We start from the raw sequence: 25,383 nt of genomic DNA, 5'->3' as shown, positions 1-25,383 counted from the left end.
GTTTTGGCAACCCCTAATATTTTAGACTTTATTTCTTTATCTTCATTGTAAGTCCGATTCTCTGCTTCTTCACATCTACCTCAATTACCTGAACATCAACGATATCTCCGACGCTCACTGCATCAAGAGGATGCTTGATGTAGCGGTCTGTGATCTGTGAGATGTGAACAAGTCCGTCCTGGTGAACTCCTATATCTACGAAAGCACCGAAGTCTACGATGTTTCTGACTGTTCCCTTAAGGATCATTCCGGGCTTTAAGTCCTTCATATCCATGACGTCACTTCTAAGAATAGGTGCGGGCATGCTCTCTCTGGGGTCACGGGAAGGCTTCTCAAGCTCTGAGAGGATATCTGTGAGAGTGATCTCACCTACTCCGAGCTCCTCTGCAAGCTTCTTCTTATCGCCAACTTTCTTAAGAAGGCTTCCTGAAGCTGCTGCATTGCCGCCCTTCTGACCGGATGTTTCCTTTGCTGCAGGTTCCGTATCCTGGCTGAGACTTACCCCGCCAAGAGCTGCTGCCAGCGCAGCACCCATAGCTGTATTTGTATTCTTAACAACAAACTGCTTTTCCTTCTTCTGCTTCGGCTTAGCCTGAGTCTTAGCTTCTGCCTTCTTAGCTTCAGCTTTAGCCTTGGCACTCTTCTTCTGAGCTTCCCTTACATCCTCCATGGTGAGGCCGAGCTTATCCATAAGCTTCTCTGCTGCCTCATAGGACTCCGGATGCACGCTTGTGTCATCAAGGGCATTCTTACCGTCGTGAATACGCAAAAATCCTGCGCACTGCTCATAAGCCTTGGGTCCGAGCTTCGGAACCTTAAGAAGTTCGTCTCTGCTCTCGAATTTTCCGTTAGCCTCACGATAATCAACGATATTCTTGGCAATAACCTTGCTGATACCTGAAATATATGTAAGGAGCGGTGCTGATGCAGTGTTAAGATCAACACCTACCTTATTAACACAGTCCTCAACCACGCCTGAAAGGGCTTCACCAAGCTTCTTCTGGTTCATATCGTGCTGATACTGGCCGACGCCGATGCTCTGGGGATCGATTTTTACAAGCTCTGCAAGAGGGTCCTGAAGACGTCTAGCGATGGAAGCCGCACTTCTCTGTCCTACGTCAAACTGAGGGAACTCCTCTGTTGCAAGCTTACTTGCCGAATAAACCGAGGCGCCTGCCTCGTTTACGATTACATACTGAACGGGCTTATCAAGTTCCTTAATAAGCTCAACGATAACCTGCTCTGATTCTCTGGAAGCAGTACCGTTACCAACTGAAATAAGGTCAACGTCATACTTCTTGATGAGCTTTTTAAGTTCTGCCTTTGCTTCCTCAACCTTATTCTGAGGCGCTGTGGGATAGATAACCTTTGTATCGAGCACTTTTCCTGTAGCATCTACTATTGCAAGCTTACAGCCTGTTCTGAAAGCGGGATCCCATCCGAGAACCGTTTTTCCTGCGATAGGAGGCTGCATAAGGAGCTGCTCAAGGTTCTTGCCAAATACGCCGATGGCGCTGTCCTCTGCTTTTTCTGTGAGCTCATTTCTGATATCACGCTCAATTGCGGGAGCAATAAGTCTGTCATAGGAATCCTTACAAACAGCCTGAAGTACAGGAGTTGTCTCGGGATTATCCTTTGTAATTGTCTTCTTTTCAAGGAAACGAAGGATTTGCTCCTCGGGAGCTGTGATCTTAACTGTGAGGAACTTCTCTGCCTCGCCGCGGTTAAGTGCGAGCACTCTGTGCCCGAGGATCTTATTAACCGGCTCCTCGAAGTTGTAATACATCTCGTAGACGCTCTCTGCCTTCTCGTCCTTGGCATTGGAGGTTACGAAGCCCTGATTCCAGGTCTCCTCACGGATATAGGTACGATAATCGGCATTGTCGGAAATCTCCTCGGCAATGATATCCATAGCACCCTGGATTGCTTCCTGTATATTCTTAACTTCTTTTTCGGCATTTACATAAGGAGTTGCCTCCTCAACAAGGCTCTTAGTAGTCTCCTGAACCCTGATAATATCTGCAAGACCGTCAAGTCCCTTCTCCTTAGCCACAGAGGCTCTGGTCTTTCTCTTCGGTCTGTATGGTCTGTATAAGTCTTCAACGGCTACCATGGTCTGCGCATCAATAATCTTAGCTTTAAGCTCATCAGTAAGCTTACCCTGCTCCTCAATGCTTGAAATAACCTGCTCTTTTTTCTCCTCGAGACCTCTTAAATATGTAAGTCTCTCACCGAGGGTTCGCAGCTGTTCATCATTGAGGGAACCTGTTACTTCCTTACGGTATCTGGAGATAAAAGGAATGGTATTGCCCTCGTCAATCAGCTTTACCGCTGCCTCCACCTGCCATTTCTGTACATTAAGTTCTTCTGTTATTTTCTGTAAAATGTCCATTTTGCCTGTTTTACTCCTTGTGCAATAATAAAATGCTTCCTCCAAACAAAGGTCACTCGTATATTTTACTATGTCAAAGCGAACTTTTCCAATCGAATTTCACCGGAAGGACCGGACCGTCACCGCGCAGTAATTTTACCAATTTTTAATACACTTCTCGGGCTTTTTGCGGTACAATTAACTTGAAGTATTGTCATCTTTTGGTGGCAAAGGAGGAGTTCACAGATTCCTTTTCTGCATACGAATCTGTGAAAATTAAGAAATGACTGAGAGTTATGAGTATAATCAGACCCACAACCCTCTTAATCCAAGGGTTTCATTTGCTACTGTGGCATCCATACTGGGTCTGATCTCAATCGCGCTTATACTAAGCGTGTATTTCTCCATAATACTTGGAGGAATTGCAATTACAATGGCTTTCCTGTCCAGAGAACAGAACGGGAAACTCTACCCGCAGGCCAAAAGGGGAATTATTTTTGGTCTTATCGGGCTTATCGGGGGATACGCACTTATGGTTACCTCCTTCGTGACGGTATTTACCGATCCCGAAGCACACAGGATGGTTAATCAGTACTCGCAGGCTATCAGCGGCGAGAGCTTTGACGACATGGTCAAGGAAATCACTGATAATCTCGGCATCAGTATCGACCTTCCTGTAGAAAGTCAGTAGAGGGTGTGCTTATGAGCGGAATAAGTGGTATCGGATTTAACAGTTCTTATGCATCAGGATTTTTCGGCCCTGCTTTTAACAGCGGCACCGGGACAGCTTCAGAAGCTGCTGCGGGAGCCCTTCAGGGCGAAACGAAAGTCACACTTAATCCCGGCGAATCCGTCGAGAAGAAGCCCGGTATGCGTTCTTCACCGGCTGAATGTGAGACTTGTAAGAACCGCAAGTATATTGACGGTTCCGATGAAAATGTTTCCTTTAAAAGCGCTGCACATATTTCACCTGAAGCAGCACCTTCCAGAGTGCGCGGTCACGAGCAGGAGCACGTAGCCAACGCATATAAAAAGGCCGCCCAGGGCGACGGCAAAGTACTTCAGGCTTCTGTCAAAATTCAGACAGCAGTCTGCCCCGAGTGTGGACGCACCTATGTATCAGGTGGACTTACCACAACTCAGATTATGTATAAAAATGAGGATAATCCCTATCAGAAAAACCGCAAATCAGCCGATGCAGCCAGTGGTCTTATCGGTTCGAGCTTTGATGCGGCAGTATAGGGTCAAATGACAAATGAGACAGACAAAAAACACTAAAACATTGAAAGCCATTGCAAGAGAAAGGCTTCTTGGTAAATACAGAACGACAATAGCTGCAGTTGTACTCTACAGGTTCATAGCCTTCTTAATGATAAATGTCATTACCGCAGCAATTATTCCAACTAATCTAATCACATATTTTGCCTACTTCGGGTCTACCATACTGGTGAACCTTTTCCTCGGCGTGTTCGACTCCGGACTGGCTTATCTTTTTATGAACGTCGTCTATGCGCAATCGGTTTCCATGTCGGATTTATTCCACGGATTTAAAAATCATCCCGACAAGGCAATTCTTCTTCATGTTCCGATTGCTGTAGCGAATACACTAACCATCATTCCGCTGCAGGTTTTGATGGCGATGCTGGTTAAAAACAATAACAGCTCGGTTTCTATCGATCCCAGATACATAATGTTTGCACTGCTTATATCTGTGGTGATGACAATCGCCAATATCTATATTCGTCTCATATTTTCGCAGTCTTATTATATCCTGCAGGATTTCCCGGAAAAGAGAACCTCGGATATCTTAAAAGCCAGCATGAGGCTCATGAAAGGAAGTAAATTCAGACTCCTTTTACTGTATCTGAGTTTCATTCCTCTCGCACTCATCGGAGTACTTGCATGTTTCATCCCGCTCCTATGGGTCGGAGTTTACAACTCGGCATCAATCGCCGTTTTCTATCAGGATCTGATAGCTTCTAAGAACCAAAATACCGACGTCTGAACACGAACTTAATGCGCCATCCATTTTTAATAATCGGATGGCCTTAATATTTTTTAGGGGAAATGTTATGAAAATGGATCTGCTCAATGCAATTAAAGCAATAGATAAAACTCATGAGGATGATGTGCTCCACAGGCTTACCACTGTTTGGGGAGACAATCTGGACAAGGATCATGTCCTCACGGAATATCCCCGTCCGCAGTTCAAGAGAAACAGTTATATCAATCTTAACGGACTCTGGGAGTATGCTTTCTCAAAGAGTGATGTACACCCAAAAGAGATGGACGGACAGATTCTCGTTCCCTTTTCTCCCGAATCAATCCTTTCGGGAGTAGAGAGACAATTGCAGCCTGATGAATATCTTTGGTATAAAAAGGAACTTTCAGGAATCACTCTTCCCGATGAAAAATCCAGAGTTCTTCTTCATTTTGGTGCGATCGACCAGAGAGCCATCGTATTTATAAGCGGAACTCCCGTCGGCGCCCACAATGGCGGATATCTTCCTTTCACCGTTGATATCACGGATGCCATGACTTCATCGCAGTCAGGACTTGCAGGAACACTGACCGTCTGCGTCCAGGATGACAGCGACACCTCTTATCACAGCAGAGGTAAGCAGACTTTAAAGCGCGGAGGTATGTATTACACTGCGCAGAGCGGAATCTGGCAAACGGTTTGGATGGAGATTGTTCCGGAAACTCATATCACCTCCTACAGAATCGTTCCCGACAGAGACCTCGACATGATCTACATAACCATGCATACAAACGGCGAGTGCCCTGTCTCTTTAAAAATATATGACTCAGAGGGGCAGATCCTTATCGCAGAAAATGAGGGCGACACTGTTCACAGAAGTGATAAGACCAGGGACCGCTTTGAGCCCGAGGATTTTTACGGTTCAATTACCCATTCCTCCGACGAGCTCAGCACCTACTCACCCGACATCGAAGGAAAAGGCGCTTCGACTTATGTTTATTCCTGTAAAATTGCGATGCCAAAGCCTCACCTTTGGAGTCCCGAGGATCCCTATCTCTATCAGATTCAGTTAACTGCAGGAAGCGATACCGCCTGGAGTTATTTCGGAATGCGCTCCTTTACAAGGCAGCTTGATGCTGAAGGACATCCCCTCTTTTTCCTGAATGGAGAGCCCTATTTCCTTAACGGCGTCCTCGATCAGGGTTACTGGCCCGACGGATTATATACTGCGCCGAGCGATGAAGCACTCATTTTTGATATAGAAGAGATGAAATCCCTTGGCTTCAACATGCTAAGGAAACATATAAAAGTTGAAGCAGCAAGGTGGTACTATCACTGCGACAGGCTCGGAATGATCGTCTGGCAGGACATGGTAAGCGGAGGATCCTCCTATGCAAAGCCCGTAGTGAGCTATCTTCCCACTCTGTTCCCCGGCGTGTTCGGACACATGCCTGACGGTCCCACAAACTATCACATGTTTTCAAGAGGCTCCGCAGAGGGCCGAAAGGAATGGACTGAGGAGATGGAGGAAACAATCCAGCATCTGATCAACGTTCCGAGTATCTCAGTCTGGGTTCTCTTCAACGAGGGCTGGGGACAGTTCAATGCTTCCGCCGCTACTATCCAGGCAAGGCAGTTTGCCGACAACAGACTTATCGATCAGGCAAGCGGCTGGTTTGATGAAAACGGCGGTGATTTCAGAAGTCTACATAATTACTTCAGACCTCTTGATGTCATAGCGGATAAAAAGCACCGCGCCTTTGTCATCTCCGAATACGGCGGTTACACCTGCTATGTAGAGGGACACAGCAGCGTAGACAGAATCTACGGCTACAAAAGGTTCGATACCGTGGCCGATTTCAAAGCTGCCTTTAACACTCTTATGAATGAAACCATAGAGAATCTTAAGAAGAAAGGCCTTGCCGGTGCGGTTTACACGCAGCTCTCCGACGTTGAGGAAGAAGTAAATGGCATCATGACCTACGACAGAAGACACAACAAACTGAAGATGTGAAAATACTTGAAAAATGCATAATTACCAAGTATCTCGCAGTCTATTTTTATGATACAATCTATAAAACAGATTTTTACGGAGGAGCAACGCTATGAAAAACAAGAAGGCAGTGGTATCACTGGGACACGAAGCTCTTGGCTATACCACCATGGAGCAGAAGGAAGCCGTTCAGGTTACTGCGAAAGCACTCGCAGATCTCGCCTGTGCAGGATATCAGTTAACCATCACACACAGTAACGGACCTCAGGTCAGCATGATTCACAAAGCAATGACCGAGCTGCGCCGAATCTATATCGACTATACTCCCGCTCCCATGAGCGTCTGCAGCGCAATGAGCCAGGGTTATGTCGGCTACGATCTTCAGAATTCGCTTAAGAGTGAGCTCACAAGCCGCGGTGTTTCAACCCCTGTAAGCACAATTCTCACACAGGTTACGGTTGATCCCTACGATGAAGCCTTCTATTCTCCGACCAAGGTTATCGGAAGATATATGTCAAAAGAGGACGCCGATAACGAAGTTAAAAAAGGGAACTTCGTTCAGGAAGTTCCGGGAAAAGGTTATCTTCGTATAGTTGCTGCTCCCAAGCCGATAGATATTGTTGAGATCGATGCCATCCGCACACTCTCCGATGCCGGTCAGATCGTTATCGCCTGCGGCGGCGGCGGAATCCCGGTTATCGAGCAGGGTCATGTATTAAAGGGTGCCTCAGCTGTTATTGAGAAGGATGCCATCGCCGGAAAACTGGCTTCAGACCTTAATGCGGACAGACTTATCATCCTGACCTCCGTTCCCTATGTATACACCGATTTCGGTAAGGACACTCAGGCTCCCATCGAGCGCATGAATGTCTCCGCAGCCGAGCAGTACATCAGAGAAGGTCAGTTTGGAGCTACCGATATGCTTCCCAAAATCGAAGCCGCGATAGAATTCCTTAAGAATAATCCTTCAGGCAGCGTCCTTATCACCTCACTTGCAGAGGTCTCCGACGCCCTCAAGGGTAAAGCCGGCACCTTTATTACCGCCTAACGATGAGCCCCAGCGTATGCTATGGTGTCTTTCAATCTCGTTGCAAAATACGCATAATCGATTGAAATCCACCATAGCATACACTGGGGCTTTTATCTTTCCCTTATCAGTTCTCTGCCGACTTCATCCCAATCCCCTTAAGAACTTCCGTAGTTCTGAGTTCAATCACTGGGCCGCCCTTACCCTTGATATAATCGCCGGTAATGGTAACACTTCCGATATTATCATCCTTCGGAATCTCATACATGATATCCAGCATGAATTCCTCGATAATGGCGCGAAGCGCTCTGGCACCTGTATCCTTTTCCATCGCCTTCTCGGCTATGGCTTCCAAAGCTTCATCGTCAAATTCCAGATTAACCTCATCAAGCGCAAGGAGCTTCTGATACTGTTTCAAGATAGCGTTCTTGGGCTCTTTTAATATCTGAACAAGCATCTCCTTGGAGAGGCCCTTAAGTGTGCATACTATAGGGAGACGTCCGAGGAACTCGGGAATCATTCCGAATTTCTTGAGATCATCAACGGTTACCTTAGTGATAAGGTCGGGATCCTTGTCCCATTTGTCCTTGAGGTCGGCATCAAAACCGATGGAGGTCTGCTTATTCAGCCTCTGCTTTATTATATCCTCCATATCCGGGAAGGCTCCGCCGCATATAAACAAAATATTTCTGGTGTTAACGGTCGCCATTGGAACCATCGCATTTTTGCTGCTTGCACCCACAGGTACCTCAACATCGGCACCCTCAAGGAGCTTGAGCATTCCCTGCTGAACCGATTCACCGCTTACATCTCTCGATGTCGTATTCTTTTTCTTTGCAATTTTATCAATCTCATCTATGAAAATGATACCCTGCTGAGCTTTGTCTATATCATTTCCTGCTGCCGCAAGAAGCTTACTTACAACGCTTTCGATATCATCACCGATATATCCCGCCTCAGTGAGAGAGGTAGCATCAGTGATAGCCAACGGCACATCAAGAAGTCTTGCAAGAGTCTTAACAAGATAAGTTTTTCCGCTTCCGGTAGGGCCGATCATAAGAATATTGGACTTCTCAATCTCAATATCATCCATGGTGCCGGTCTTAACTCTCTTATAGTGGTTGTAAACCGCAACGGATATAATTTTCTTTGCCTGCTCCTGACCTATAACATAATCGTCAAGCTTAGCCTTGATCTTGTGAGGTGCAGGAATATTTTCTATATTGAACTCAGGCTTAACCCTGGTATCTTCCTCTTTTTTCTTTTTGATCTTCTGAGAATTGGGGATTCCGGCGCCTCCGGTAAAATTGGATAAATCCATAAAGTTCAAGCCGGGCATACCGCTATGCTTGTTGAGCTCATCCATAAGAGCCGGGTTGTTCAAAAGATTCTGGTAATCAAACTGGCTGATCGTATCCATCGTCTTGTGCATACAGTCATCGCACACACTTATTCCGTTGGGAAGATGGAACATTTTTCCGGCCTTGCTCTCAGGTCTTCTGCACACAAAGCAAACATCCTCATATTCGCTCTCATTGTCCTTTGACTGCGAGGATGTATTACCTTCTTTAGGAGTCTCTTCCACTGCTGTATCTTTTCTCTCTATAGGACTGTCATCCACGGAGGAATCCATAACCTCCCTGAAGTCCATATCATCATTATCAAATCTATCTGCCATTATAGTTTGTCTCCTCTAAATTCCTCACAAAAATTTATAACTATTATAATATCCTCGCAAACCTATGTCATTAAAAACAGAGCCCCGCCCACTATAAATTTAAGAAAAACTGCCCCTGAGCATCATCGCTCAAAGGCAGTTTGTTCCTAACCTTTTCCTTTTTGTTATTTTTGCCGAGTACTATTTATTTTATATGAATAAGCTTAGTTACCAAAGTCAAAACCGAATCCGAAAGGATTTGAGAAGGGATCGATTCCCTGTTGTCCCTGTTGTCCTTCCTGTCCTTCTTCCTGCTTCGCATCTGGCTGCTGCTCGCCATCATACTTCTGTCCTTGTGTATCATCACTGTCGGACTGAACAGTCTGCTTGGATCCCAGAGTAACCTGAAGCTCCTGTTCCTGATATCCACCTGATGCCTGTCTCTGAACAGTGATTGTTACTACCTCTCCTGCCTCATAATATGCCAGTCTGTTCTGGAGATCGTCCATAGAAGAAATCTCTTTTCCATCAAACTTTGTGATGATATCTTTTTCCTGAACACCTGCTGCCTTAGCGCCGCCATCCTCAGAAACAGCTGCTACATAAACACCGAGAGGAAGTCCGTACATCTCTGATACATCAGAAGTAACGCTGACACCTGAGATTCCAAGATAGCCTCTGTTCTCCTCGTCAACCTTGGCGCGTGTCTTCTCTGTCATAAGCTGCTCAATGATAGGCTTAGCAATGGAAATCGGAATAGCATATCCCATACCTTCAACGGTTGAACCGCCAATCTTGTTGGAGTTGATACCGATAACTTCACCGTTGATATTTAAAAGTGCACCGCCGGAGTTACCGGGGTTGATCTCTGCATTGGTCTGTATAAATGTACCCTGCTTTTCATCATCAAGGTCAATCACACGGTTGATAGCGCTTACTACACCTGTAGTAACTGACTGGCCATATCCGAGCGCATTGCCGATTGCTATTGCGGGCTCACCAAGTGTAAGTGAATCGGAATCACCAAGGGCTGCTATAGCGATAGCGTTTCTGGTATCTGCTGCAAGGTCTGAAAGCTGTACTGCGATTACTGCAAGATCCATATCAGAATCTGTTCCCTTAACCTCAGCTGCTGACTTACTGTCATCTGCAAACTGAACCTCAAGAGAGTCAGCACCCTCAATAACATGGTAGTTGGTCGCAATTAAAAGCTCTGTATCATTTGTTCCTACTATGAATCCTGAACCGGAAGCTGTCTGTTCCTGACTGTACGTCTGTCCGAAGTAGTTATAGGACTGTGTGAAGTTGTTGTTGATGGAAACCATGGCAGGCATTGCCTTGGCAACAACCTCTGTTACATCTGTAACAACTGTTCTTGAACTTTCTACTGTCTCTGTCTGTGCAATTCCTGCATTGTCTCCACTTCCCAGAACAGAATCTGTGCTGCCGGTCTCTTCTTTAGCTGCTACATCCGGCTCGGCAACAGTCTCGCTGTTGTCCTTTTCTATACTCTTTTCCTCTGCCTTAGCCTGATCGTCTTTCTCTGTGGCAGCAGGAATCTGTGAAATTCTGGTCATGCTATAGTAGCCTGCACCGAGTCCCAGACAAAGAACAAGTGCGATAGCTATCGCAGCTGCAACTTTCTTTCCTGTCCCTGATTTCTTAGGACCGTTTCCTCCATTCATACCGGGCTGATAAGAATACTGGTAATTACCATAGGTTCCCTGGTTGTTGTAATTGTAGTTACCGTAGGTATTGTTGTTCTGGCCGTAACCTGAGCCGTTGTTTCCGGAGCCTGTGTAGTTACCGTACGTATTGTTTCGGTTGTATGTCCCCTGACCGTAGGTATTGTTACCACCCTGTCCATAGGTGTTCTGATTCTGTCCGTAAGAGTTATTGCCCTGACTATAGGTGTTTTCGCTCTGTGCGTTGTTAGTTTCAGCTTCCCTTCCAAACCCCGTTTCCTGATTATTTTGTTGCTCGTTATTTTCATTATCAAACATCGTTCATTACCTCTTTTCTTTGATAAATTTGATAAATAAGTTCTCTCATTTGTTTTTTACAAGATTCAGTATAGTTTCAGTTTGTGACGAAATTGTGATAAAAGTATCAAAAAAATATTTCCCATACCTAAATCCAAACTAAATGTTTGTTTCAAGTGTGGGAAATATATTAATCAATAATAGAAGTCGTCCTCTTCGATCACCTGAATCTCCATGTAATCAAACGGAATTTCCTCAATAAATGCATCCTTTGTAAATCTGCATTTGTTATGTAATTGAAAATCGTGAACAGTGGACTTTAGCCATATCGGCTTACTAAGATCCATGTCATAACAGGCTTTCTCGAGAGCATTCATAACCTTGTGAGTTCTGGTGTCCATCGAATTGTCTTCTATGACGGTATCTTTTAAAAGGTGGTTGTCCTCTATAAGTCTTACCCAAAGCCTAAACATGTGTCCTTATTTAATCCTCGTAGCCGTTAGGATTCTGGCTCTGCCATCTCCAGGAATCTTCGCACATCTCACGGATACCGTTCTGTGCCTCCCATCCAAGCTCCTTCTTAGCCTTGTCAGCATTTGAGTAGCATGTAGCGATGTCTCCTGCACGTCTGGGCTGAATCTCGTAAGGGATCTTAACTCCGTTAGCTTCCTCGAAGTTCTTTACGATATCAAGAACGCTGTAACCAACGCCTGTGCCGAGGTTGTAGATTGAAAGTCCGCTGCCGGGCTCAAGTTTCTTAAGAGCCTTAACATGTCCTACAGCGAGATCAACTACATGGATGTAATCGCGGACACCTGTCCCGTCAGGTGTATCATAGTCGTTACCGAATACATTGAGCTTAGGAAGTCTTCCTACAGCAACCTGTGTAATGTAAGGCATGAGGTTGTTCGGTATACCGTTGGGGTTCTCACCCATAGTACCGCTCTTGTGAGCACCGATAGGATTGAAGTATCTGAGAAGAACCACATTCCATTCCTTATCAGCAAACTGAATGTCTGAAAGAACCTGCTCAAGCATTGACTTTGTCCATCCGTAAGGATTGGTGCACTGTCCCTTAGGACACTCCTCAGTAATCGGAATAAATGCGGGATTGCCGTAAACAGTTGCTGAAGATGAGAAGATGATGTTCTTGCAGCCATGCTTTCTCATTACATCAACAAGAGTAAGTGTTCCTGTGATGTTGTTATCATAGTACTCCCAAGGCTTCTGAACTGATTCACCTACTGCCTTAAGTCCTGCGAAGTGAATAACGCTGTCGATCTTTTCCTTTGTAAAAATCTCCTCAAGGCCTTCTCTGTCGCGGATGTCTGCCTTATAAAAAGAAACCTTTTTGCCTGTGATGGCTTCAACGCGCGCAAGAACCTTCTCGCTTGCATTGGCAAGGTTATCCATAACAACTACGTCATATCCTGCGTTCTGAAGCTCTACTACTGTGTGGCTTCCGATATATCCGGCACCACCTGTAACTAATATTGCCATACTCTATCCTCCCAAATGTTTATAACTCTATGTTATTCTTCTTGCACAACTCTCTTGCTGATTCAACCGAATCCTTACCTGTCTTATTCTTGATAGGTGCGAATTCTTTCTCACGAACAACCTCGTAAGGTACGCAGCTGTCAAGCTCGTGGATCATATCAAGAACCAGCTGCTCGAACTTGCATCCGTTGGGTGTCTCGGGCTTAACAAGCTCGCCGTTATCATTTATGAAAGGAATCTTCTTCTCAACAACGTGAAGAGGAAGTTCATTCTTTGCGATTCTCTCAAGCGCAGGTACATTGAAGAGGTAGTTAAGGATAACACCGTAGTTGTATGCGGGATCTCCTGCCTCGTCCTTGGCATCCATCATCTCCTGTGTGAGCTCATAGTACTCAACGATTGAAGGCTTGCCATCCTCAAGACACATAACACCAACGCCCTCATCGGGAGCATTTTTCTTAACAACCTTAGCACCAACCTCTGCCTTCTGTGCGATTGTAGCACCTACGAAGCAGGGATCTGCGATTCTCTGAAGTACGTTGTCAACTGCGAAGATGTTAACCCACTCGATACCTTCTGCGTGAAGTGTCTTATCAAGACCTGCTTTAATCATAGAAGAAAACCATCCTGCATTACCGTTGGGTGATGTAGAGATGCGTCCCTTCTCTTCCATATAAACCTTACCTTCGTAATCTGAAGCGGGAGCCATGTCCTGTTTGAAGAAGGTAACCTTGTCAGCCTTATATCCGAAGAAATTCTTCTCTGTAAGGAAGTTAACTGTCTTCTCGTGATTCTTCTCACTTGTCATAATGAAAAGATGGATCCATGAACCTGTTGCATTAACAACATCAAGAAGGTTCTCTATAATTCTCTGGAAAATGAATACTTCCTTTGTAAGACCGATGTTGTACATTCCCTTAGGATCATCGGAGCCGAGTCTTGTACCCATACCGCCGGCAAGAAGACATGCAGCAACCTTACCCTGCTGAATTGCCTCTGTACCGATCTTATTAAACTCATCTTTTCTCTTCTCAATCTCTGAAAGCTGCATGCATGCAAGAGGCTCGAATTTTCCTCTCTCTGAACCATGACCTAAATTCTTTGCATTTTTCAGAACTTCGAAATCAGTCTCATCAATCTGCTGAAGAAGAGCTGCCTTCTCAGCATCTGAAAGCTCATCATAATACTTGAGGACATGCATCTGTCCGTTTGCTTCAAGTTTTTTCTTAGCTTCTTCAAATGTCATAATACATTCTCCTTTACTACAAAATAAGCGCTTCTATAATAATATCTCACACCATGAATAAAAACAATCCAAAAAACGCGCTCACTATTCCATTTTTCCCTATAACATGCGAAAATATATAGGGTTTATAGCCACTGACGGTCAAATATACATAGAAAGGACAAAAATCATGAAAATAGTAGCAGCAGAAATTGACAGCGTGGGAAATGATCTTGATTACACCGAGTTTTCAAAAATCGGTGACGTTACATATTATAAGAACAAAGTGACAGCAGACAATGCCGCAGAGCGCCTTGCAGGAGTTGAGGTCCTTTGCATCAACAAGTCAAAGATAACCACGGAAATTCTCGATAAAGCTCCGGATTTAAAGCTCATCTGCGAGTTTGCAACAGGCTTCGACAACGTCGACATCAAAGCCTGTGCAGAGCGCGGTGTGAAGGTCGCTAACGTTGCGGGATATTCTACTATGTCCGTTGCTCAGCATACCTTTGCACTTCTCTTTTATCTGATGGAGAGCCTCAAGGACTATGATGAGTTTGTGAAAAGCGGCGAATATGCGGCTCAGGAATACTTTTGCAAGCTTGACATCCCCTATCATGAAATCGACGGTATGACCTGGGGTATCATCGGAATGGGTAATATCGGAAGAAAAGTTGCCCAGATAGCAACTGCCTTCGGAGCAAAAGTTATCTTCTACTCCGCTTCAGGAAGAACCGAGCACAAGGATGAGGACAAAGCTTACGAGATGGTAAGTTTTGACGAGCTCTTAGAGCGAAGCGACATTCTCTCTCTCCACTGCCCTCTCACAGACAGCACACGAAATCTTATCGATGCAGCTGCATTTAAGAAGATGAAGAAAACCGCATATCTCATCAACGTTGCAAGAGGCCCCGTAGTTAACGAGGATGATCTTGCAAATGCAATTGAACAGGGTGAGATCGCAGGCGCCGGCCTCGACGTTCTTACTGTAGAGCCTATGAAAAAGGACAGCCCGCTTCTTAGAATCAAGGACAGTCAGAAGCTCTTTGTTACACCTCACATGGCCTGGGCCAGTGTTGAAGCCAGAATCCGCTGCGTCGATGAAGTAGCTAAGAACATAGCCGCTTTTGAAAAGGGCGAAAAGAGAAATATCGTAAATTAAGACGATGTGAGAAATTTTATCAGATTATGAAATGGCAGAGACCATTTTGCGGAAAGGATCAGAAACATGAGAATTACTCTTAACAACAATGTGATTGTCGCTGAGATTGAAACTGCCGGTGCCGAGTTAAAAAGCATCAAAAAAGGAGATAAGGAATATATGTGGTGCGCAGATCCCGCTTTCTGGAATCGCACCTCACCCGTACTCTTTCCTTTTGTAGGTGCTGTTGCAGACGGCAAATACAGGGTTGACGGCCACGAATATCCCATGGGACAGCACGGCTTTGCAAGAGATATGGAATTTGAGCTTGAGGAAAAAACTGATGACTGTGCAGTTTTCTCCCTTACTTCAAATGAAACAACCCTTTCAAAGTACCCCTTTGATTTTAAGCTGACCATCTCCTACAAACTTGATGGCGACAGTATTATTGTGGGATGGAAGGTAGAAAACACAGGAAAAGAAGACATGCCTTTCGCAATCGGAGCTCATCCGGCATTTAACTGCGAGCTCAGCTCTGAAGGCACATTGAAAGGAAATTCCGTAATATTAAAAACAGATAAGGATGTCCTCACCGTGAGAAAGTTCCATGATCCTCTCGCTGCAAACGAGACCTATGAACTTACTCTGAAGAGTGACAAATCCTTCGAAGTCGATGAGCACACCTTCGACGGCGGCGCGATCATTCTGGAAAACAGCCAGGTTAGCGGTGCCAGCATCAAAAATGCAGAAGGCGATGTTTTCGTTGAGATGACCTTCGATGCTCCGCTCCTTGGAATCTGGTCTCCCGTAGGTAAAAATGCTCCCTTCATCTGCCTTGAGCCCTGGTATGGAAGGGCTGACGCAGAGGGATTTTCAGGTGAATTAAAAGACCGCGACTTTGAGCAACTGCTTAATCCGGGCGACTCTTTTGACGCAGAGTATCGCGTTTCTTTTAAATTATAGTTGTATCTGAGTTTTGAAGATAATTGTGATAACAGATTACGATATCTGACCTCCGGATATAATATCGTGATCTTCGAGCACGCGGCTCAAAGCTTCCTCATCCGCTACTATACTCACATTATTGTGAAGCTGTAAGATGGATGCGGGAACCGCCGGTGTTATCGGACCAAACAATGACTCATAAAGGGCATCCGCTTTTCCCTCTCCGGAGGCGATGAGCAGGATGCTTTTTGCTTGCATTATATTCTTTATTCCCATGGAATATGCATATCTGGGGACGTCTCTCTCCGATGTAAAAAACCTGGCATTTGCCTTGATTGTATTCTCGGTAAGAGCCACGCAGTGAGTAGTTTTGTCAAATGAGATTCCGGGTTCGTTAAACCCAATATGGCCATTACTTCCTATTCCAAGAAGCTGCAAATCAATTCCACCGCATTCGTTTATGACGTTGTCATAACGAGTGCACTCTTTTTCTGAATCCTCTTCAAGGCCATTAGGAATATTGGTGTTTTCCGGTTTGATATTAATATGATCAAACAGATTGGTGTGCATAAAGTGATAATAACTCTGCTCATCCTCAGGACTGAGACCCTTGTATTCATCGAGGTTTATCGTCTTCACCTCCGAAAAATCAAGGTCACCCTTTTTATACCAATCGATGAGTTGTTTATAAGTCCCAATGGGAGACGAACCGGTTGCAAGGCCAAGAACCGCATCCGGCTTCATGATTACCTGCGCAGAGATAATGTTCGCAGCTTTTCTACTCAGGTCATTATAATCTTTTGCTCTGTAGATTCTCATGCATAACCCCCTCATTATTTGGCATTAGCATTTTCAATATCTACATCCATTATAAATCTGTTTTCAGGCACAAAAAAGCCGCAGATGCGTACCTTATGGTAAACATCTGCGGCCTATTATTTTTCCTAAATAATCACTTAGTAATTAAGCGAAAGGGTTCTCTGTAGGATAAGGAAGTGATGCAGGCTGGTTGTAGCCGATTACTTCTGCTCCAACATACTTGAATACCTCAAAGAGTGCCTTTCCGAAGTGACCGAATGCTACTGCACCGTGATGAGGGAAGTTGTGCTGGATAAGAATGTGTCTGTAGAATCTTCCCATCTCCGGAATAGCGAATACACCGATACCACCGAAGGATCTTGTAGGAACATTGAGAACCTCACCCTGTGCAACGTATGCCTTAAGGTGGTTATCAGATGTGCTCTGAAGTCTGTAGAATGTGATGTTGCCGGGAGCGATATCACCTTCAAGTGTTCCCTGTGTAACTTCCTCAGGAAGGTTTCTAGCCATGATTCTCTGGAACTTCATCTCGCAGCTAGCAAGCTTGCTTGTGCAAGTATTTCCACAGTGGAAGCCCATGAATGTATCTGTGTGCTTGTAGTCGAACTTGCCCTTGATGGACTCTTCGTACATATCAGCAGGTACAGAGTTGTTGATATCAAGAAGTGTTACAGCGTCATCAGAGATGCATGTTCCGATGAACTCTGAGATTGCACCGTAGATATCTACTTCGCAGGATACCGGAATTCCGCGGCCTGTAAGTCTTGAGTTTACATAGCAGGGAACGAATCCGAACTGAGTCTGGAATGCAGGCCAGCACTTACCGGCGATACATACAAACTTCTTGCCACCTCTGTGCTCCTCGATCCAGTCAAGAAGTGTAAGCTCATACTGAGCAAGCTTAGCAAGGATTTCAGGCTTCTTGTTGCCTGCGCCAAGATCCTTCTCCATGTCTGCAACAACTTCAGGAATTCTCTTGTCATCAGCGTGCTTGTTGAAGCTCTCGAAAAGATCAAGCTCTGAGTTCTCTTCGATCTCTGCACCCATGTTGTAGATCTGCTGAATAGGTGCGTTACAAGCAAGGAAGTTCATCGGACGAGGACCAAAGCTGATAACCTTGAGCTCTGAAAGTCCGTAAAGTGCTCTTGCGATCGGAACGAACTCGTTGATCATCTTAGCGCACTCATCTGCTGTTCCAACAGGATATTCAGGAATATATGCCTTTACATTACGAAGGTGAAGGTTGTAGCTTGCGTTAAGCATTCCGCAGTAAGCATCTCCTCTGCCGTCGATAAGGTCATTCTGTGACTCCTCTGCTGCTGCGCAGAACATTACAGGGCCACCGAACTTCTCAGCAAGAAGTGTCTCGGAAATCTCGGGACCGAAGTTACCAAGATATACGCAAAGTGCGTTACAGCCTGCCTTCTTAACATCCTCAAGAGCCTCAAGTGTCTGAGTCTCGCTCTCGATGATGCAAACAGGGCACTCATAAATGTCGTCTTTGTTGTAAAGCTTTGTGTAGCTCTCTACAAGAGCCTTTCTACGATTGATTGCAAGTGATGCCGGGAAACAGTCACGGCTTACTGCAACTATACCAATTTTAGCCTGGGGAATGTTATTCATCCTTAAATCCTCCTACCCTTAAAATAATTGTTTTTGTTAAAATGTGTGTACGTTCACACACTCATAAATCATAAGTTTTGGTGCCTTTTTTGTCAACGGGGCATATTTCACAGAAATAAAGGCAAAAATCTGTTAACTATTCCTCCTGCCTCCCCCCTTGGGGGCGCACGACGTCCGGGGGACGTCGGCTTTGCGCGGACCGGAGCGGAGCGGAGACAGGTGGCGCGTAGCGCCGGATGAGGGTCTACAAATTCTGTTCAATATGTATACTCAGCTCCGTATAATTCACCTTCTTAGGCACTGTGCCATACGCCAGATAATTAAACAGAATCTCCAGCGAGAGTTTACCCTGCTTCTCGGGCTCCTGACAGATCGTCGCGGTTATCATTCCCTTGTGGAACATCTCATACTGCACCGCTACAAGGTCATTCGTGATAATCCTTATTTTTCTCTGCGGATCCTCTGCTGCGATAAGCCTGCAGATATCGTAATCCCTCGGGTTGATGACATAAACCACGTTGGTCTCGGGATACTTAATAAGCATCTCTCTGACTGCCCGCTTGTTCTCCTCTCGGTCAAGGGATATGCTCCACTTTCCGAGAAGCTCCATATCGGGATAGCGCGAGTTCATCTCATTTGAGAAGCCTCTGATACGCTCGGTTGCACTCTCCTTGATGCTGTCGTACTCCGTAAAGAAGCATACCTTTGCATCCTCTCCTCCGGCCATTGCAGAAAGTCCTGCCGCAAGCCTTCCGGAAGCGATATAGTCACAGCCCACATAGGCCAGATGCTCTACGCCGTCAAGTCTGCTGTTGTAGAAAACCAGTGGTATGTCACGCTTTTTCTGTTCTTCAATTATCAGATCATTTACGGGAGAAGTGGTGCCTGTGATGCAAACACCATCATACTCTCCGATTGTTTTCTTAAGCGATTTTAACAGGCTCGCCTCTTCCTTCGCGCTGTCGGGATACTCGACTATATCCGTTGTTGCAGCATAGGCTTCCAGGGATTTTGCCTTTTTCTCGGCACTCTCCCTCACCGGAATAAAAAACGGGCTGTACTGTGTCTTGGGAATCATAAAAAGAAACTTCAGCTTCTTTTTCCTGACTGCAAGTCCCTGTGCCACACGGTTGGGTTCGTAGTGGAGTTCCTCACACGCCTTTTCGACGCGTTCTCTGGTCTCCTGCTTGACGTAGCCTCTGTTGTGAAGCACGCGGTCGACAGTACCGATTGAGACACCGGCCTGCTTCGCTATTTCAGTTATTGTTGCCATTTTCCCCTCAAATGAGTCCTGCGATATCGATGTTCTCTCCTGTTATGCCTTCGTATGCACCGTCAGCGATCTCAGAAGCATCCTTGTGTGCAAGAAGCCACTTGTTTGTAGCGAAAAGTGTTCTGTCATCAAGGTTCTTGCCTGCTGTCTCGGTAGTTCCTACGTTTGTTCCCTTGGGAAGTGCGATGAGAACCTTGAAGCCCTTGGAAGCATCTGCGTGGCAGGGTGCATAGTGAAGAGTTGAAGCATAAACCTCAACAAGCACACCCTTAGGGCACTTGAATGCTACAACCTTTGAAGAATCAAGCTTGCCGTCCTCGATGTCGCTGAGCTTAGCAAGAAGAAGGATGAAATCCTCTGTTCCAAGGTTGAACTCGCTGTCTCTGTGGTACTCCATGCAGTTCATCTTTGTGTTGTGTCCGTTGCAGTAACCAAACTGGAAGGGCATGCCGCCGAAAAGGCTTGTGCCAAGATCCTTGGTATCTGCTGAAGCCATGAGCTTAGGCTCCTCAGCCACATAAACAACACCCTCCGGACAAGGTGTGTCATTCTCAAGTGTCTTAAGAATTTCAGCTACGCTGTATCCCTCAACAACTCTGCCGTACTCTTTGAACTCTTTGTCTGTTACACTTTTGATTACCATTTTTCTCCTACCTTTCTTTATTGTTATTGTGCTTTGTTTTTCTCAAATCATCTAACGAATTACGATTTCCGTTAACGTACACACATTATAGGTGAAAAGATGGTGTTGTTCAATTATCAGATTTATACAAAATTACGGGGAAAGTTTTTGACACTATTTTCCTATAGAAGCCCCAACTCTTTCTGCAGATACTCTGCAGCTTCTTTTATAACATCCTCTGAAAATGCAGGTTTAAGACCAAGTGCGGATATAGCATCAAAGTAATCCATGCTCCCTCCGATCCGGCCAAGCTTCATAAATATATCTGTTCCTCTTCTCTTATCCTTCATAAACTCGTTCGCAATATAGATTGCAGATAAATCGCTTATGGAATATGAGATCAGGTATCTTGGAAGGCCTATAGCCTCTACATTTCTATATAGTCCTGCTCCCTTGTCAAGAAGTTCCGGATGCATTTGAACTACGCCGGGTTTATATTGTCTTGTGAGCTCATTGAATTTATCTATGCGCTCCTGCTTACTTGCCCCAGGACAGCCGTACAAAAAAGTTTCAAATTCATGAAATAAACAATACCCTGCAATTTCATCAAGAACTGACGTCAGATGACCTTTTCTGTACTTATCTGCATCCTCACCGAAAAACTTCTCTGCGTAATAATGAGATATAAATTCCATGGACTTGGATGGTATCTCCACCAAATCCTGCACAGGATCCTGAAGCTCCTGGGGCTCCAGCGAATCCATTGACAGCATGGTCTGCATAGCATGACCGCTTTCATGTATCAGATCATTAACACTTTCGGCATCATCAAGAAAGTTTCCGTAAATAAAAGGAACTCTCATTTCGGGTATCCCTACAGTGAACGCCAGCCCTGTTATCCTGGTATCCGTTGACTTAATATCAACATAGCCGTTCTCATTCATTTTTCTGAAAGTATCGCCAAGTACAGGATCCATATCATCATACATTTCCTGCACCTTTTCTCTTATGAACTTCTCATCCCCAAGCGGCTTTGCATTTCCTTCAGCAAAGAATATGTCACTGTCATAGGACGTAAACTCTGAAAGTCCCAGCTCTTTTTGTAATTTCTTATTACTCTTTTCCAAAACAGGGAGGATATATTTCTTTACATTGTCGCAAAACTCTTGGAGCTCATTCTCTCCATAAGAAAATCTTCCTCGCGAAATATTCTCATAATCAAGATAATTCTTAAATCCATTAGCCTTTGCAAGCTTATCCCTTACTTCAACTAACTCTCCTATGAGCTCACCGAATCTCTCACCATTCTTGGCAAAAGCTTTTTCCACGGAATAGCGGGCATTATGTCTAACCTCTGTGTCGGGGGATTTTTTCTTGAATCCTATTTGAGATGCGGAAACCATCTCCCCGTTATATTCATACTTAAGTTCAGACAGACATTTGTGGAGCTCAGTCACAAGCTCGTTTTCTCTGATCAGGAATTCCTCGCCCGCTTCATACAACTTTTTTTCATTTAACTGTTTCTTTATCAGAAAGGCTCCGTATTTTTCTTCAAAAGCCTCGCGATATGCACTGTTTTCGACAGCTTCGTAAATTCTCTGTTCACCTGCTACAGCCATTTTTCCGAAAACATATGCCTTCTCTGCATTATTCTCCTCATCAGTCCCGTCAAGATAACTTCTGATGTTAAGAATCAGAGCCATGGTGGCACTATGAGCAACTACCTTCTGATATTCTTTGTACACCTCGTCGAATTCTTCAAAGCTCTCCCCGTTTTTTGCTGCTGTGACTGCCTGACCGATTTTAGCCTCCAACAAATCAAAATCCGGTCTCTCATACTGAATCTCATCAAACCTTTTCATCCCCAAAAATCTCCTTCGTTATTTGATTTCCCTCGTAATATTCTTAATCCATCCCTTGCTCATATAATGATGGATTGCAAACGGCATCTTGGCAAATTCATCCGTACACATAAGAATATAAACCGTAAGCGGCGGAAGCTTCAACACAAATGCGCTGATCAGTCCCAGCGGAACCGCAAACGCCCACATACAGGTGATGTCCAGTACCATTCCGTACTTGGAATCGCCGCCGCACCTGAAGAGCGACGCAATGAGCACGGTGTTTATTATCTGCCCCATCTGATAGACCACGTTTATGTACAGCATTATTCTCAGATAATGCGCTGCGGTAGCGGATATCTTCACAAGTCCCGGCACGAATGGACTTATTGAAAAAAGCACGGCTCCCGAGACAATTCCCGACAATATGGTAACTCTCAAAATTGAAGAGGCATCTTTTTCCGCGTCCTTGAGTCGATTTTCACCAATCTCTTTTCCAAGCATAATTGATGCCGCACCGGATATTCCAAAGCCCACGACAGTAACCAGATCTCTGGCCACGGAGACAACTGAGTTTGCTGCCACTATGTCGGACCCGAGATGTCCCATGATGATAGAGTTCATATTAAAAGCAAGTCCCCACATCGCATCATTTATAAATGCAGGAAGTGAATACTTTCCGAAATCCACGATAAGGGCCCTGGGTATTCTGAACATGTTAAGCACATTCTTCGGAAGCTCTTTTTGCCTGAAGAAATCAAAGATACAGACAGTCAGTCCGATTCCCCAGGATATCGAAGTTGCAAGCGCTGCTCCCGCTATGCCCATCTGCGGAAAAGGACCTATTCCGAAAATCAAAAGCGCATTGAGAATAACGTTTATAATCAGTGTCGATGCTGACAGGATAGTTGAAAAAAGTACCCTCTCACAGCTTTTCAAAATAGTAAGAAACGGCTGCGCGATTCCGAGGAATATGTAGGAAAGTGCGGCATATCTAAGATAAATTGCTCCGGCATCAATCAGTTCAGGCACATTCGTCCACACCCTGATGACGTGATATGGGAAGAAAAATGCCAGAATAGCCACATTCACAGTCACGACAAGCGAGATAATAAGGCCTATTCCGAGTATCTTGGAGATGACCTTCATATCCCTTTTGCCCCAGTACTGGGCTGCCAAAATTGTCAGCGCAGAATTGAGTCCAAAAAACAGGACATTTAATAAGAACATCACCTGCCCCGCAAGGCTTGATGCAGATATAGAAGTCTGGTCAACTCTTCCAAGCATAACTACATCTGCCATGCTCACCGCTGACGCTATTAAGTTTTGCATTACGATCGGGATTACAAGTCTGAAAAGTTCGCGATAGAATCCCTGTCTTGCTGATATTAGTTTTTTCATAGTAAAAAATGTCTGTAGTCCTGTTTATTTCTGTCGCCTTTCATAATTCTGTTATGCAATTTTAGTTGCACTTAATTTTATCGTATATAAAAACTCAAATCCATTATTTACATTTCTAAATTTATATGATATCGTATTGAACGTTTCAAGGATATTCATCCAAGTATTCCATTTTGGTTTTGATGATTTGTTTGAAAGATTTTTTCTTATGATGGGGTCCATTTTTATACTTATTTGCTGTTGTTGTAGCATTTTCATGTAAAAACTTACTAGAATACTATCTACTTAAGTCTAAAGAGAAATTTCCTGCAAGGCAGCTAGTTTTACAGAAAGGATCACAATGACTGATTATTTTTATACAAGAAAAGAGCAGCTCGAAAAGCTGCTTAGTAAGTATGAATTTGAAGCATGTAAACTTCCCGACGGGACGCTTGCCATATACAACAACGGAGCACGATGCTATCACCACACTAAAACCAAGGAAGGAAAAAGCACACGTTCTTATATCCCAAAAGAAAACTATGATTTAGTTCGAAAACTTGCAAGAAAAACACTATTACTCGACAACATCCGCGATGCAAAAAACGAACTAGCTGCAATCAAAGCATATCTTAAGGTGCGTAAGAAATGCAGATATAATGATATCCTTTCTAAGAATTCACCATATTTACAATTTCTTTCACCCCAATTTGCCTGGCTGGATGATGATGGCTATGAATCAAATCCCAATCACCCCGAAGCACTTATTATAAAAGCCCCCAAGGGGCAATTTGTCCGCTCAAAGTCAGAAGCCATTATAGCTTATGCTTTATTTGAAAACCATCTTTCTTACCAATATGAGGCAAAGCAGATAATAGACAATATTATTGTGTATCCTGACTTTTCTATCAGGCATCCTGGTAATGGAAAGACTTATATATGGGAGCATTTTGGACTTGCAGATCAAATAACCTACCAGAATAGCATGACTTCTAAGATCAGGAATTACATAAACGCTGGATATGTGCCAGGTGATAATCTTATCTTAACCTTTGAAACCAAGGATTGCCCTCTTGATATAAGCTATGTTCACACACTAATCCAATATCACTTTGGACCTTTTGAAAACAGAATATAACCTTTGATTTTCACAAAAAGCTTGTACTATTATTTTTGTTACTCTTTTTCAGTGATTTTCAGGCTTATAAAGGCGCAGTTTTTCGCAATCTAAATAATTAAGAGCATTTGTTACTCTTAATGGCTACTATTGGGAGTAACATTCTGATGATTTTGGTCTATTTGCGAATTTTCCCTAAGCAAAAACATGATTTTACACCCAAAAAGAGTAACAAACTTATTTTTTACTCTGGATTTGCGAAGTCTCAAACAGGAGAAGGATCGACGAATCACCGAAAATATAACAGCACAAGGCCCAAGCTCATAAGTTTAGCATATACATAACCACAGAAAAAGCGCCGCAGCAAGCCCCCTCGGCAAGCCACAGCGCCTCTTATAATGTTTCTTATCTCTGCCGAATTGTCTCCACATGAACAACCAGTTCTGTCATGAAATAGGAAACAATTCCACAAACAAATTACTGTGCGGAACCAATTCGCACGAGTGCACGGTAAAGCTTGGCTTCAGCGCGTACTCTTGCTTCCTTGGTGAGCTGCGCATCCTTCAGCGCCTCCTCTGCCCTGGCTTTAGCTGAACGCGCGCGTTCCACATCTATCTCGTCGCTCCACTCCCAGGTGGTTGGCAGCACACGAACTTCTCCATCCATAACGGAAAGCATTCCGCCGATGCAGGCTGCTCTGCGCTCCTGTCCATTACCAAGGGTTACGTGAGCTGTACCCATACCTATGCCTGTGCAGTAATTGGTATGTCTTGCTAAAATCTCAACATCACCGTCTACCGTGCGTAGCATGATCTTCTCAACTTCGCCCTCATATTCCAATCCATCCAGGGATACGACCTGTAAATGATAAGTAGCCATAAATTAA

The 25,383-nt window shown here is 44.5% G+C and carries 21 protein-coding genes; 8 read left to right on the top strand and 13 right to left on the bottom strand.

The window, feature by feature from the left end; all coding sequences use genetic code 11:
* Positions 1–28: 28 nt before the first annotated feature.
* A complete protein-coding gene (locus BMW61_RS05640; protein ID WP_091820266.1) occupies positions 29–2,392 on the bottom strand; it encodes a Tex family protein in 2,364 nt (787 codons plus the stop codon).
* Positions 2,393–2,654: 262 nt separating this feature from the next.
* Here BMW61_RS05640 and BMW61_RS05635 point away from each other — a divergent pair, with 262 nt between their 5' ends.
* The 5 genes from BMW61_RS05635 to arcC all read left to right on the top strand — a co-directional run bounded on the left by BMW61_RS05635 (position 2,655) and on the right by arcC (position 7,393).
* A complete protein-coding gene (locus BMW61_RS05635) occupies positions 2,655–3,062 on the top strand; it encodes a hypothetical protein (RefSeq protein WP_022763371.1) in 408 nt (135 codons plus the stop codon).
* Positions 3,063–3,073: 11 nt separating this feature from the next.
* Entirely contained in the window at positions 3,074–3,613 is a 540-nt protein-coding gene (locus BMW61_RS05630; protein ID WP_022763370.1) for a hypothetical protein, read from the top strand.
* Between the two features lie 13 nt (positions 3,614–3,626).
* Positions 3,627–4,376, top strand: a complete 750-nt coding sequence (locus tag BMW61_RS05625; RefSeq protein WP_091820264.1) for a DUF975 family protein — start codon at positions 3,627–3,629, stop codon at positions 4,374–4,376.
* 67 nt (positions 4,377–4,443) lie between these two features.
* Complete coding sequence (locus BMW61_RS05620; protein ID WP_242876632.1) at positions 4,444–6,366, top strand: glycoside hydrolase family 2 protein; 1,923 nt, start codon at positions 4,444–4,446, stop codon at positions 6,364–6,366.
* A 91-nt stretch (positions 6,367–6,457) separates the two neighbouring features.
* Complete coding sequence (gene arcC, locus BMW61_RS05615) at positions 6,458–7,393, top strand: carbamate kinase (RefSeq protein ID WP_091820263.1); 936 nt, start codon at positions 6,458–6,460, stop codon at positions 7,391–7,393.
* Positions 7,394–7,499: 106 nt separating this feature from the next.
* Here the strand turns inward: arcC and clpX are convergent, their stop codons facing one another.
* The 5 genes from clpX to BMW61_RS05590 all read right to left on the bottom strand — a co-directional run bounded on the left by clpX (position 7,500) and on the right by BMW61_RS05590 (position 13,757).
* A complete protein-coding gene (clpX, locus tag BMW61_RS05610; RefSeq protein WP_091820261.1) occupies positions 7,500–9,050 on the bottom strand; it encodes an ATP-dependent Clp protease ATP-binding subunit ClpX in 1,551 nt (516 codons plus the stop codon).
* A 203-nt stretch (positions 9,051–9,253) separates the two neighbouring features.
* Positions 9,254–11,032, bottom strand: a complete 1,779-nt coding sequence (locus BMW61_RS05605; protein WP_091820260.1) for a S1C family serine protease — start codon at positions 11,030–11,032, stop codon at positions 9,254–9,256.
* A 173-nt stretch (positions 11,033–11,205) separates the two neighbouring features.
* A complete protein-coding gene (locus BMW61_RS05600) occupies positions 11,206–11,484 on the bottom strand; it encodes a hypothetical protein (RefSeq protein ID WP_091820258.1) in 279 nt (92 codons plus the stop codon).
* Positions 11,485–11,494: 10 nt separating this feature from the next.
* Positions 11,495–12,511 (bottom strand): UDP-glucose 4-epimerase GalE, encoded by a 1,017-nt coding sequence (galE, locus tag BMW61_RS05595; RefSeq protein ID WP_091820257.1) that lies wholly within the window; start codon positions 12,509–12,511, stop codon positions 11,495–11,497.
* Between the two features lie 19 nt (positions 12,512–12,530).
* On the bottom strand, positions 12,531–13,757 hold the full coding sequence (locus BMW61_RS05590; protein ID WP_026498544.1) for a UTP--glucose-1-phosphate uridylyltransferase: 1,227 nt from the start codon (positions 13,755–13,757) through the stop codon (positions 12,531–12,533).
* Between the two features lie 169 nt (positions 13,758–13,926).
* On the opposite strand from BMW61_RS05590, the gene BMW61_RS05585 reads away from it, so the two are divergent.
* Both BMW61_RS05585 and BMW61_RS05580 read left to right on the top strand, forming a co-directional pair.
* A complete protein-coding gene (locus BMW61_RS05585) occupies positions 13,927–14,898 on the top strand; it encodes a D-2-hydroxyacid dehydrogenase (protein WP_026498543.1) in 972 nt (323 codons plus the stop codon).
* Positions 14,899–14,964: 66 nt separating this feature from the next.
* A complete protein-coding gene (locus BMW61_RS05580; protein WP_091820255.1) occupies positions 14,965–15,840 on the top strand; it encodes an aldose 1-epimerase family protein in 876 nt (291 codons plus the stop codon).
* 36 nt (positions 15,841–15,876) lie between these two features.
* Here BMW61_RS05580 and nagB read toward each other — a convergent pair whose 3' ends face one another.
* From nagB to BMW61_RS05550, 6 genes are all read right to left on the bottom strand, one after another.
* Positions 15,877–16,641, bottom strand: a complete 765-nt coding sequence (nagB, locus tag BMW61_RS05575; RefSeq protein WP_091820254.1) for a glucosamine-6-phosphate deaminase — start codon at positions 16,639–16,641, stop codon at positions 15,877–15,879.
* 144 nt (positions 16,642–16,785) lie between these two features.
* Positions 16,786–18,264 carry an L-fucose/L-arabinose isomerase family protein gene (locus BMW61_RS05570; RefSeq protein WP_022761149.1) on the bottom strand — a complete coding sequence of 493 codons (1,479 nt, stop codon included), beginning with the start codon at positions 18,262–18,264 and terminating at the stop codon, positions 16,786–16,788.
* A gap of 244 nt (positions 18,265–18,508) precedes the next feature.
* Complete coding sequence (locus tag BMW61_RS05565; protein ID WP_022761148.1) at positions 18,509–19,537, bottom strand: LacI family DNA-binding transcriptional regulator; 1,029 nt, start codon at positions 19,535–19,537, stop codon at positions 18,509–18,511.
* 7 nt (positions 19,538–19,544) lie between these two features.
* Entirely contained in the window at positions 19,545–20,180 is a 636-nt protein-coding gene (locus BMW61_RS05560) for a DUF4867 family protein (RefSeq protein WP_091820252.1), read from the bottom strand.
* Positions 20,181–20,341: 161 nt separating this feature from the next.
* Positions 20,342–22,021, bottom strand: coding sequence for a M3 family metallopeptidase (locus BMW61_RS05555; RefSeq protein WP_091820250.1), 1,680 nt, complete (start codon positions 22,019–22,021; stop codon positions 20,342–20,344).
* 18 nt (positions 22,022–22,039) lie between these two features.
* On the bottom strand, positions 22,040–23,401 hold the full coding sequence (locus tag BMW61_RS05550; protein ID WP_091820249.1) for an MATE family efflux transporter: 1,362 nt from the start codon (positions 23,399–23,401) through the stop codon (positions 22,040–22,042).
* A 340-nt stretch (positions 23,402–23,741) separates the two neighbouring features.
* Here BMW61_RS05550 and BMW61_RS05545 point away from each other — a divergent pair, with 340 nt between their 5' ends.
* On the top strand, positions 23,742–24,518 hold the full coding sequence (locus BMW61_RS05545; RefSeq protein WP_022761143.1) for a hypothetical protein: 777 nt from the start codon (positions 23,742–23,744) through the stop codon (positions 24,516–24,518).
* Between the two features lie 456 nt (positions 24,519–24,974).
* On the opposite strand, the gene atpC is transcribed toward BMW61_RS05545, so the two are convergent.
* Complete coding sequence (atpC, locus tag BMW61_RS05540) at positions 24,975–25,376, bottom strand: ATP synthase F1 subunit epsilon (RefSeq protein WP_022761142.1); 402 nt, start codon at positions 25,374–25,376, stop codon at positions 24,975–24,977.
* Positions 25,377–25,383: the final 7 nt, after the last annotated feature.

The sequence above is a fragment of the Butyrivibrio sp. ob235 genome (assembly GCF_900109475.1).
Lineage (GTDB): Bacteria > Bacillota > Clostridia > Lachnospirales > Lachnospiraceae > Butyrivibrio.
Note: the sequence above shows the minus strand (reverse complement) of the source record. Positions and strands in the feature narration are given on the sequence as shown.